13 protein-coding genes are annotated in these 11,177 nt (G+C 36.8%); 10 read left to right on the top strand and 3 right to left on the bottom strand.

Annotated elements, in window-relative coordinates; genetic code table 11:
* Positions 1 to 1,217: aminotransferase class V-fold PLP-dependent enzyme (locus BALCAV_RS19220; RefSeq protein WP_326938326.1), on the top strand; the 1,217-nt coding region annotated here is incomplete at its 5' end.
* Positions 1,218 to 1,283: 66 nt separating this feature from the next.
* Positions 1,284 to 1,985, top strand: coding sequence for a DUF554 domain-containing protein (locus BALCAV_RS19215; protein ID WP_004428754.1), 702 nt, complete (start codon positions 1,284 to 1,286; stop codon positions 1,983 to 1,985).
* Positions 1,986 to 2,416: 431 nt separating this feature from the next.
* On the opposite strand, the gene yyaC is transcribed toward BALCAV_RS19215, so the two are convergent.
* A complete protein-coding gene (gene yyaC / locus BALCAV_RS19210; RefSeq protein WP_003323781.1) occupies positions 2,417 to 3,085 on the bottom strand; it encodes a spore protease YyaC in 669 nt (222 codons plus the stop codon).
* A 101-nt stretch (positions 3,086 to 3,186) separates the two neighbouring features.
* Here yyaC and BALCAV_RS19205 point away from each other — a divergent pair, with 101 nt between their 5' ends.
* The 7 genes from BALCAV_RS19205 (at position 3,187) to BALCAV_RS22200 (ending at position 7,734) form a co-directional block, all read left to right on the top strand.
* Positions 3,187 to 4,218 carry a YkvI family membrane protein gene (locus BALCAV_RS19205; protein ID WP_003323780.1) on the top strand — a complete coding sequence of 344 codons (1,032 nt, stop codon included), beginning with the start codon at positions 3,187 to 3,189 and terminating at the stop codon, positions 4,216 to 4,218.
* Positions 4,219 to 4,295: 77 nt separating this feature from the next.
* The gene (locus BALCAV_RS19200; protein WP_003323779.1) at positions 4,296 to 4,490 is read left to right on the top strand and encodes a DUF951 domain-containing protein; all 195 of its coding nucleotides are present in this window, start codon (positions 4,296 to 4,298) and stop codon (positions 4,488 to 4,490) included.
* 134 nt (positions 4,491 to 4,624) lie between these two features.
* Positions 4,625 to 5,725, top strand: a complete 1,101-nt coding sequence (ychF, locus tag BALCAV_RS19195; protein WP_003323777.1) for a redox-regulated ATPase YchF — start codon at positions 4,625 to 4,627, stop codon at positions 5,723 to 5,725.
* A gap of 456 nt (positions 5,726 to 6,181) precedes the next feature.
* Positions 6,182 to 6,469, top strand: a complete 288-nt coding sequence (gene rpsF / locus BALCAV_RS19190) for a 30S ribosomal protein S6 (protein WP_003323776.1) — start codon at positions 6,182 to 6,184, stop codon at positions 6,467 to 6,469.
* A 24-nt stretch (positions 6,470 to 6,493) separates the two neighbouring features.
* Entirely contained in the window at positions 6,494 to 7,003 is a 510-nt protein-coding gene (ssb, locus tag BALCAV_RS19185) for a single-stranded DNA-binding protein (protein WP_003323775.1), read from the top strand.
* Between the two features lie 65 nt (positions 7,004 to 7,068).
* On the top strand, positions 7,069 to 7,302 hold the full coding sequence (gene rpsR, locus BALCAV_RS19180; RefSeq protein ID WP_003323774.1) for a 30S ribosomal protein S18: 234 nt from the start codon (positions 7,069 to 7,071) through the stop codon (positions 7,300 to 7,302).
* A gap of 129 nt (positions 7,303 to 7,431) precedes the next feature.
* Positions 7,432 to 7,734, top strand: a complete 303-nt coding sequence (locus tag BALCAV_RS22200; RefSeq protein WP_136446094.1) for a phage integrase SAM-like domain-containing protein — start codon at positions 7,432 to 7,434, stop codon at positions 7,732 to 7,734.
* 124 nt (positions 7,735 to 7,858) lie between these two features.
* Here the strand turns inward: BALCAV_RS22200 and BALCAV_RS21855 are convergent, their stop codons facing one another.
* On the bottom strand, positions 7,859 to 8,083 hold the full coding sequence (locus tag BALCAV_RS21855) for an IS3 family transposase (RefSeq protein ID WP_152563071.1): 225 nt from the start codon (positions 8,081 to 8,083) through the stop codon (positions 7,859 to 7,861).
* A 69-nt stretch (positions 8,084 to 8,152) separates the two neighbouring features.
* Complete coding sequence (locus tag BALCAV_RS21850) at positions 8,153 to 8,503, bottom strand: DDE-type integrase/transposase/recombinase (protein ID WP_152563070.1); 351 nt, start codon at positions 8,501 to 8,503, stop codon at positions 8,153 to 8,155.
* A 731-nt stretch (positions 8,504 to 9,234) separates the two neighbouring features.
* On the opposite strand from BALCAV_RS21850, the gene BALCAV_RS19170 reads away from it, so the two are divergent.
* Entirely contained in the window at positions 9,235 to 10,932 is a 1,698-nt protein-coding gene (locus BALCAV_RS19170; RefSeq protein WP_003321812.1) for a methyl-accepting chemotaxis protein, read from the top strand.
* Positions 10,933 to 11,177: the final 245 nt, after the last annotated feature.

Here is an 11,177-nt window from a genome sequence, read left to right as displayed (position 1 = left end):
TTGAGTTCTGTTTTAAATTTGGTATGATAGGGAAGATATTTCGATTTGATGAAAGGAAGAGGATTATGATTTATTTTGATCATGCCGCGACCTCTTTTCCGAAACCGAAAGAAGTTGGGGAAGCGATGCTAGAAGCGGTAAATGAATACGGGGCAAACCCTGGTAGGGGAGGGCACTTTCTATCTAAAAAAGCAGGAAAAATAATTGAAGAAACAAGAGAAAAACTAATGGATTTTTTCTCGGCTCCCTCTGCGAACCATGTCTGGTTTTATCAAAATGCAACAATGGCATTAAACCAAGCGATTCTTGGTTTCCCATTTGAAGAAGGGCAGCACGTTGTTACAACAGCGTTTGAACATAATTCTGTCTTAAGACCATTAAATCGTCTAGTTGAAGAGAAGCGTATAGATGTTACGTATGTAGAACCAGATGAAAACGGGCTAATTACAACTGAAGCGATAAGAATGGTTGTAACTCCTCATACACGAATGATTGCTGTTTCACATGCCTCTAATGTAACGGGAGCATTAATTGATTTAAAGGCTATTTCTGATATTGCCAAACAGGTAAATGCTGTTCTTTTAGTTGATGCTTCTCAAACCGCTGGTACGATTCCTATTTCTATGGAAGAACAAGGAATTGATTTATTAGCATTAGCCGGACATAAAAGTATGTTAGGGCCACAAGGAACAGCTGTTCTAATTAGTAAACAAGATTATGGGCTAAAGCCATTAATTACGGGCGGAACAGGAAGCCATTCAGAGCTTCCTGAGCAACCGCTACAATGGCCTGAGCGATATGAAGCTGGCACGTTAAATACACCTGGTATTGCTGGGTTATCAAAAGGTATAGATGAAATTAATGAGGTTGGAATTGAATCGATTTATAAGCATGAACAAGAATTAATGAGAAGTTGTTTAGAAGGGTTAAAAAGGCTTGAAGGGATCAGCTTTTATGGACCTACTGATTTAACGAAACGTTTAGCCGTTCTTTCTTTCCGTTTAGAACAAATAGGTAGTCATGAGCTGGCGATTATTTTAGATGAACATTATAAAATTGGTGTGAGAGCAGGATTACACTGTGCTCCAAGAACACATCATTCACTAGCCACAATTGATACCGGACTAGTGAGAGTTAGCTTTGGACCGTATAATACAAAAGAAGAGGTAGAAACGTTTGTACAAGCAATAGAGGAGATAGTAACAGCGTTTCAATAATAGAGATCTTAGTGTTTGTATCTTGGAAATAGAAAATATCATAATGAGAGGCCAGTGAATGAGTAGATGGTATTAACTGGAACATTAGTGAATGGGGCAGCGATTGTCGTTGCCGCTCTTATCGGGTTAACAGTCCGAAATATCCCTGAACAAATGAAAACGACAATCATGCAAGCCATTGCTTTAGCTGTTGTTATATTAGGCATTACAATGGGAATTAAAAGTGAACAATTTTTAATTGTCATTACTAGCTTAGTAATAGGGGCAATAATTGGGGAAATAATGGACTTAGATGGATATTTAAATCGTTTTGGATTATGGATAGAGCGTAAAATAGGAACAGAGCGAGAAGGGACAGTGGCCAAGGCATTTGTGACCACTACTTTAATTTATGTTGTCGGAGCGATGGCAGTTTTAGGAGCACTTGATAGTGGGCTCAGAGGCGATCATTCGGTTTTATTTACTAAATCAATGTTAGATGGAGTTTCGTCTCTTTTGTTTGCATCAACATTAGGAATAGGAGTAGCATTCTCAGCTATCCCTGTCGTTCTTTATCAAGGAACAATCGCTTTATTTTCTGGACAAATTAATCAATATGTTCCACCAGAAATTATGGATGCCTTTATCGTTGAAATGACGGCTACAGGTGGAATCATGATTATCGCAATTGGCCTCAATATATTAGGGCTATTAAATGTGAAGGTAGCAAACCTTCTACCAAGTATATTAGTCGTCGCCGTCATCGTAACCATTCTTCACTTTGTATAAGTATAAAAGAGACTGGAGCATAACTAGCTATATATAGAAGTAGAGAATGTATCCAAAGAACATATTTTAGTATTTTTTCGGTTCTCTATTTTTCCATTTTGAATTTAGTCACTTCGCGTTATTACCTACAAGAATGCAAACTAAGATTATTCTGTACCCTAGTGGACGAAAACATGCGGAGACTCCCGTGGGAAGAAGTGGCCTAGCCGAAATCCACCGGCTAGGCCGGTTAGTTTGGCGCCGCCCCACAGGACGCGGAGCATGATTTTCGGGAACGGTGAGAAGAGTGCTAACCATCGCCATCTACTTCCGTTCCAATAAAGCTCATGAAAGCCGGTGACAATTTACAATGAGTAAAAAGTCACCGGCTTTTCATATCAGAGGAGGGTTTTGTCTCAGTCTCTTTTAAGTAACACACTTTAGTTTTAAAATTATAATTTGAATTTTTCAGTGTTCATAAATGAAAAAGCATTAGCCAAGTTTCGGCGCTTTTTTAAGGTAGTTTCAAAGGATGATTCTAATACCGGCGATTCACTCAATTGTTGATCAACTTTCTGAATTGAAGTAGCGATAACATCCGCCATTGTCATAACCATATAAAGACGGGTATTTTGTAAAACAAAATATTCCATCATACCACCTATGTTCACAATCCCTGTAATATGAATGTCTCCAATCGGGGGTAAATCCTTTTTTACGGCAGCACCTGGTGTCACAGGCCCATGTGCTAATGTAATATCACCAACACTTTTCATTTTCCCTAAACAAGCATCAATTGCGATAATAAAAGCCCTATCATGAAGTTGTTCAATCCTCATTATTTTTTCATGCATATTGACCGCATGAATCGGATCTTTTAAGGTTCCATAAATATAAAAGTTTTTAAGATTAAAAGATTCAAGCTTAGAACCAATTAATGGACCTAAAGAGTCCCCAGTTGAGCGGTCTGTTCCAATACAAACAATGACTAAAGGCGAGTCTAGCTGGTTGTTAATATAAAAGGTAAGTGCCTTTGCAAATTCATTGTGTATATCATTATGATCCATATGCATTCGAAAGGGTGAAGTTTTTTTACTAAACAACCGATAGTTTGTACTCATATTTTCGACTCCTTCGCCATAGTAGTAACAGTATACGGTTATCTTTGCATTTCTATACATGAAAGTGAAAAAAGATAACGAGTGTGAAGGGAGTAGCGCGTATGGTGAGAAATGGACTCATGTGGATGTTTTTAATTATTGGAACGATGATCGGAGCTGGATATGCATCTGGAAGAGAAATCTGGGAATTTTTTGGTGCTGAAAGTGGACTAGCCATTTTTCTCTTTACGGTTCTATTTATTATTTGCTGTTATGTGGTCATGCATATTAGTTTTAAACATCAATCGGTTCATTATCTACCTGTTTTACATATTTTAATGGGAAAACGAATTTCCAAATTATATGATGTGATGATTATGGTTTATTTGTTTTCTACTACGGTCATCATGCTTGCGGGTGGGGGAGCGACATTAGAAGTGATCCATCTGCCATTTTGGGCGGGAGTGGTTATTCTAGCAGCATTTGTGGTGGTCTTATTTATTTGGGATATTGATGGGATTACGACTATCCATACTGTCATTACACCTGTTCTTATTCTGGCTTTAGTCGGTGTTTTATTAGCCTTTCAATCATTACATGGTTTTCCACTTCATTTTATCGAGGGAAACCAAAGCAATTGGCCGAGTTCTCTTACGTTTACCGCTCTCAATATTCTTCCGTTAATTTCTGTTTTAGGAGCAATTGGTCAGAAGATAAAACAAAAAGGGGAAATCTTAATTGCTAGTATTGGCAGTGGAGTCATTTTAGGAAGCTTAACTTTTTTATACAATAGTTCTTTATTAGAAGTGGCAAATGAGTTAGTTGTTTATGAAATTCCGTTATTTGCGATTCTACAACACTATCCTTATTATATGGTTTTAGTCATGTCAGGCCTTCTCTGGGTGGCGATTTATACAACAGCTGCATCTGGTGTGTTTGGTATTATTTCAAGAATAAGAGGGTATATTCAATCACCAGCCTGGATGCTTGCCCTATTGTTAGTGGCGATTATGGCTCCTTTAACGATGTTTGGCTTTTCGACTTTAATTAGTGTTTTATACCCATTATATGGCGTTCTAAACCTTTATCTTTTATCTTCTATTATTTTATATCCGATTTTAAATCATCGAACGATTCGAAATAAACTTGAATGAGTGGAATCATTTCCACTCCATAAACAATGGTGTATAATAGGTAGTATTATAGCAATGAATTGAAAGGGGCGAAGCAGTTGGCTGAGAAGGAATTTACTCTGCATGACGTTGTTGAGATGAAAAAACAACATCCGTGCGGTGAAAATCGCTGGAAAATAATTCGAATGGGGATGGATGTTCGAATTAAATGCCTTGGATGTCAGCATAGTGTGATGCTGCCTCGAAAAGAATTTAGTAAGAAGTTGAAAAAAGTTCTCGAATCATCAAATTAGGGCGATACATTGACAGAATGGGGCGTCTCCTCCAATCTGTCTTGTTTTTTTGTGGTCTTCTTCCTATAATTGAAAGGACTTATATTCAATGGCTCAATAGATATTTTATTCAAATAAAGGAAGTGAATGATTCAATGGCATTAACGACAGGAATTGTAGGCCTCCCAAATGTGGGGAAATCAACTTTATTTAATGCAATAACTCAAGCTGGAGCAGAATCAGCGAATTACCCGTTCTGTACAATCGATCCAAATGTGGGGATTGTAGAAGTGCCTGATCACCGTTTGCAAAAGTTAACAGAATTAGTGGACCCAAAGAAAACAGTTCCAACTGCTTTTGAGTTCACTGATATTGCAGGGATTGTCGAAGGGGCAAGTAAAGGGGAAGGACTTGGAAATAAGTTCTTATCACATATTCGTCAAGTCGATGCTATCTCACATGTTGTCCGTTGTTTTTCTGATGACAATATTACTCACGTCTCAGGAAGTGTAAATCCAATCCGTGATATCGAGGTCATTAATTTAGAGCTTATTTTAGCCGATTTAGAGAGTATTGAAAAAAGAATCACTCGTGTCGGCAAGTTGGCCAAAACGAAGGATAAAGAAGCGGTTGCTGAGCTTGAAGTCTTAGAAATTCTTCAAAAAACTTTTGAAGACGAAAAGCCAGCTCGTAGTATTGAATTTAGTGAAGAACAACAGAAAATCGTTAAGCAGTTACATTTATTAACGAGCAAACCTGTATTATATGTTGCCAATGTGAGTGAAGAGGATTTATTAGGTGATGGGGATAATGACTATGTAAAGCTAGTAAAGGAATTTGCTGCAGCTGAAAATAGTGAAGTTATCGTTGTTTGTGCCAAAATTGAATCTGAAATTGCTGAGCTTGATGGCGAGGAAAAGCAGATGTTTTTAGAAGAGCTTGGTATTGAAGAGTCTGGGTTAGATCAATTAATCCGAGCTGCTTATCAGTTATTAGGGTTAGAAACGTATTTTACAGCTGGTGTTCAAGAAGTACGAGCTTGGACATATCGTAAAGGGACAAAAGCACCACAAGCAGCTGGAATCATTCATACAGACTTTGAGCGTGGATTCATTCGAGCGGAGATTGTCTCTTATGATGATTTAATGGAAGCTGGTTCAATGGGACAAGCGAAGGAAAATGGGAAGGTTCGTCTTGAAGGAAAAGACTATGTCGTCCAAGATGGCGATGTCATTCATTTCCGTTTTAATGTGTAAAATAAATGATAATTAAGAGGTTATTTTTTAGCTTGTCGATTTAGTCCCGTTTTGGGACGTTGACAAGCTTTTTTGTCGTTAATGAAGTCTAGGAGTGATCCGCCCGAATTTGTCCGCTAGAGGCCATTTCTACATACTCGAAACGGATTCTCCTGAACAGGTGTGTATCGGTGGTCTCTGGTTTATTACACCACTTGTTTCAGTTTCACTAATTGAAAGCATAGGGTATACAACTTCTAGAGTGTACCAAGTATTAAGCCGTAAAATGGCATAGATTTCTCATTTATATTAAATAGGAGAGGGATAGAACAATTTAAAGCCAACGATCGAGAAATTTCCTTGCCTAGGACAAGGCATTCTGATATAATTTAATAATGCGAGTAAAATGACTCATTAGAGTAGTTTTTGCTCCTTGCTCCGTGTAGGAGCCGCTTAGACCAAAAGGAGGTGACCGGAATGCGTAAGTATGAAATTATGTACATTATCGCTCCAAACTTAGAAGAGTCAGCAAACAAAGAGTTAATCGAACGTTTTAATGGTGTATTAACTACTAATGGTGCTGAAATTGAAAAAGTTGAAGAGATGGGTAAACGTCGTTTAGCGTATGAAATCAACGATTATCGTGAAGGTTTCTACGTACTATTAAACGTTGCTGCAAACTCTGATGCGATTAACGAATTTAACCGTCTTGTAAAAATCAATGACAACATTATTCGTGTCCTTGTTACAAGAGACGAACAGTAATAAATTTTTCGAGGAGGGGTACGGATGCTGAACCGTGTCGTATTAGTCGGTCGTTTAACACGCGATCCAGAATTACGTTATACACCGAATGGAGTAGCGGTAGCGAATTTTACACTCGCAGTGAACCGTACATTTTCCAATCAACAAGGCGAACGTGATGCTGATTTTATTAATTGTGTCATTTGGCGTAAGCCCGCTGAAAATGTGGCGAACTATCTTAAAAAGGGTAGCTTAGCAGGAGTCGACGGTCGAATCCAAACGCGAAGCTATGATAATAATGAAGGACGTCGTGTTTTCATTACAGAAGTTGTTGCTGACAGTGTGCAATTCCTAGAACCGCGTGGTGCAAACCAAGGTGGTCAAGGACAAAGCCAAGGAAATAATGATTTCTATGGTGCACCTGCTGGTGGTGGAAATGACTACGCTAAGCAAGGGAATCAGCAATCAAACCGTCAATCTGGTGGATTTAATGATGATCCATTTGCTAACGATGGCAAGCCAATTGACATCTCAGATGATGATTTACCGTTCTAACCCTACCTCTAGTGAATAAACGGAATGTATAATATATAATAAAAATTTGAAAGGAGTGCTGTATAATGGCTCGTCGTGGTCGTCCAAAACGTCGTAAAGTTTGTTTCTTCACAGTAAACAAAATTACACACATCGATTACAAAGATACGGATTTACTAAAACGTTTCATTTCTGAGCGTGGTAAAATCTTACCTCGTCGTGTAACTGGAACTTCAGCTAAATACCAACGTCAATTAACTGCTGCAATCAAGCGTTCTCGTCAAATCGCTTTATTACCTTATGTTAATGATGTGAACTAATTAGCATTCAAAAGGCATGTTAGGGAGGAATCTCTAATGTGCCTTTTTTGTATGGTTTAAAAGGAAAATGCCGTTTTTTGTAGAATTGTAAAATATAAACTTGTAGTAAGAATTATTTGATGACTAGGGGTGAGAAAAATAAAAGTAGGGAAAAGTGAAAGCAGTGTCGTATTAGTTGATTCTAATTTTAGAATAGTCCCTGAAGTTTTAGATTTTTCAGAGCAACTGAAAAGAAAGGGATGCTCTATAAATACAGTAAGAAGTTATTTAAGAGATTTAAAGGTATTCTATGAATGGTTGGAAATAGAAGATCTTAAATATTTCGAGTTAAAACCAGAATTTATTCCTCGTTTTATACAATATATTGATTCCAAGCATTTAAATAACAAAGGTATCTCCAGCAACTCTAAATCGCTATTTAGCTACAATTAGCTCCTTTTATAAACTGATACTATGTCAAGAAAATAGACACAGATTTTTCTACCGCGCTTTCGCTTGGTGGCCTTCATAAAAAAGTTTAAATAAGAGCGATTTAAACTTTTTTATGAAGGAAAAATTAAGCTGCATTTTTTCCATACATACACTCAAATTCATTCGGTGTAAAGTAATCTAAGGTCGAATGGATCCGCTTGGAATTGTAGAAGAACTCGATGTATTCAAATAATGACTTTTTCGCTTCTTCCCTCGTACTATATTTTGTTTGATAAACAAGTTCACGTTTAAGAATACCGTGAAAGGACTCGATACAAGCGTTGTCGTAACAGTTGCCTTTTCGGCTCATGCTGCCGATCATTTCATATTTTCTTAATAGATTCTGATACTCATAGGAGGCATATTGAACACCGCGGTCTCAGTGATGGATAACTCCTTTTCCTGGCTTTTGGCGTTTGTAAGCCATTTTTAATGCAGATATTACTAATTCCTTTGTCATGGTTTTATCCATAGCCCAACCTACTATTTTACGAGAATACAAGTCGATTACGCTTGCCAAATACAACCAACCTTCATTGGTTGGAATATAAGTGATATCAGTGACCCACAACTGGTTTGGTTTAGAAGCTTTAAACTGTCGATCTAATACGTTTTCACTTACTGGATGCTTATGCTTCGAATTAGTTGTAGCCTTGTATTTTTTGACGGTACAAGATTTCCACTGGTTCTTAGTCATGATGCGTGAGAGTGTACGTTCACTAACCTCCACACCACGTTTATTAAGGGTTTTAGTAATTTTAACACGGCCCTAACGCTGTTTAAATTCTAGGTGGGTTTGAAGAATTTCTTGTGATAATTTCTCATGTTTTTTCTGCCTATCACTTTTAGGTCGTTTTAGCCATTTAAAGTATCCACTTTTGGAAACTCCCAGAACGCTGCACATCTTCTCCACTCGGAATGGGGAGCGGTTTTCATGAATAAATTCCTATTTTACCGAGGGCTTTTCGCAAAGTAGTGCATCGCCTTTTTTAAGATTTCATTTTCCCCCTTTAGATCGCGTATTTCCTTCTGAAGGGCCTTTAATTCAGCCTCTTCTGATGAAAAAGATTTTACAGCCTTAATTTCTGGTTGCTGACCATAAATTTATAAGAATGTGAATTTACCATAGTTAATGGTATAAATAATTAGCATTAAAAGGCATGTTAGGGGGGAATTCTCTAATATGTCTTGTTTTATTTGGTAAAAAAATAAAGACTTTTTATAATGGTAAGAGAGGTGATTAGATATCAATTTTTGGTAACCTAATACATAGCTATGTAATGCAGAACATTTAGTCTTTATGTTAGATTATTCATATTTTTCCGTCATCATACTTAAACATTTAATAAGAAATGAATGTAGTAAAAATGACCCATTGTTAATATATTCACTTAATTTAAAATGATTCTTATGTATGATTAATTATTAGAATAGAATAAGACTTTATGAGGGGGGTAAAAAATGAACTGGTTTAACAATTTTAAAATTGCAACAAAAATTAATAGTCTTGTAGTCGCCATTTTGATTATTTTCTCAGTTATTTTGGCTATTGTTTTACAAGCGTTAGTAACAAGCGGAGTTAAAGAGATTTCAGTGGATAAGGCAATATCAGACTTAGGATTGTCCTATATTGCCTTAGATACAAAATATCCTGGAGATTGGGAAGTAAGAGGAGAGCAGTTATATAAAGGGACTACGCTAGTTAATGGAAATGACGAAATGGTTGATTATATAGGAGAGCTTACAAATGGAGCTGTGACGATTTTTCTTGAAGATACGAGGGTGTCCACGAATGTAATTGTTGAGGGAAACAGAGCAATTGGTACTCAAGTTTCTAATGAAGTAAAAGAAGTTGTATTAGAGGGTGGGCAAGTCTTTCAAGGGGAAGCAAATGTAGCAGGTATACCGCATCAAACGGCGTATCAACCCATTATGGATAGTAATGGTGAAACGATTGGAATGTGGTTTGTTGGAGTATCAGAACAATTTATTAATGAAATGATTAATAATACCATTAGGGGATTCTTTATTACTTTAGCGATTGGGATATTGATTGCTACTGTGATTATTTTTGTATTTACTAACCAGATTAAAAAGCGGTTAAATAATATAAGAAATGCGTTAGTTGAAGCAGGAAATGGAAATTTTACAACAGATATAAAAGAACATTCAAAAGATGAAATCGGTCAATTGTCAAATAGTTATAATCTGATGAAAGATAGCTTAAAGTTATTGATTGAAAAGGTAGTAGATACAGCCGGACAAGTATCGGCATCTTCACAACAATTATCAGCAGGTGCAGATGAAACGAGTAAAGCCACTGAGCAGATAACAGAAGCGATTCAAATGGTTGCCACAGGAGCTGAAGATCAAGTGTACAAAACGAATAGTGCTAATGACTCAGCAAATGAAATATCGATAAGTATGAAAAAAATTATGGAGAACGTAAAAGAAGTGACAGAATCTGCTCAGCTTACAAAAGGAAAATCAGATATTGGTCATGAAGTGATTCAACATAGTGTAGGTCAAATGGATATTATTAATGAGCGGACGGAAAAGGTCACATCAATTATTAATCAGTTAGGTGATAAAACGAATGAAATTAACAATATTGTTGCTTTTATTACAGGAGTATCAGAGCAAACAAATCTTTTAGCATTAAATGCAGCAATTGAAGCAGCACGAGCAGGAGAACATGGAAGAGGATTTGCGGTTGTCGCTGACGAAGTAAAAAAGTTGGCTGAACAATCTAATGATTTTGCCGAGCAAATTAAAAAGTTAATCGATGGAATACTAGTTGAAATTAATCAAACGATTTCCAATATGGATGAGACAAGAGGAGCCGTCCAAGATGGAATCATCAAAGTACGTAGGGCTGGCAATGAATTTGAAGGTATTTCGTATTCCGTTACCGATGTTACGAATCGAGTTGACGAAATATCAAGTGCGGTCTCGCAAATGGCTAATAAAGTAGATTTAATGGTCACGTTTATAAATGATGTCTCGATCAAAGCAGAAGAATCTTCAAGCTATTCGGAAGAAGTTGCTGCTTCAGCTGAAGAACAAAATGCAACGATGGAGGAAATTGCAGGAGCTGCCTCTTTATTAACTAGTATGGCAGAAAACTTACAAGAGTCAGTAAGTAGATTTAAATTGTAGAGCGTATAATTCAGAATATGAGTTAGTAAGTAATGACGAAAATGAATGGGCATTTAAAGGACATAGTAGAGAATGAATATCTCTACTGTGTTCTTTTTAGGTGTGATTGGCTTGGTATTGAAAGTTCGTTAGGGCATATTAAGCAATATTAGTTGAATTAAAATGGGTCACGTTACTCAAAAAGATAGGAGGAGAGAGGGCATTCTTTTTGAGTTAGTGCAAAATTGTGCAAACGTAAGTCAATT

The sequence above is a fragment of the Alkalihalobacillus alcalophilus ATCC 27647 = CGMCC 1.3604 genome (assembly GCF_000292245.2).
In the GTDB taxonomy this organism is placed as follows: Bacteria; Bacillota; Bacilli; order Bacillales; family Bacillaceae_D; genus Alkalihalobacillus; species Alkalihalobacillus alcalophilus.
Note: the sequence above shows the minus strand (reverse complement) of the source record. Positions and strands in the feature narration are given on the sequence as shown.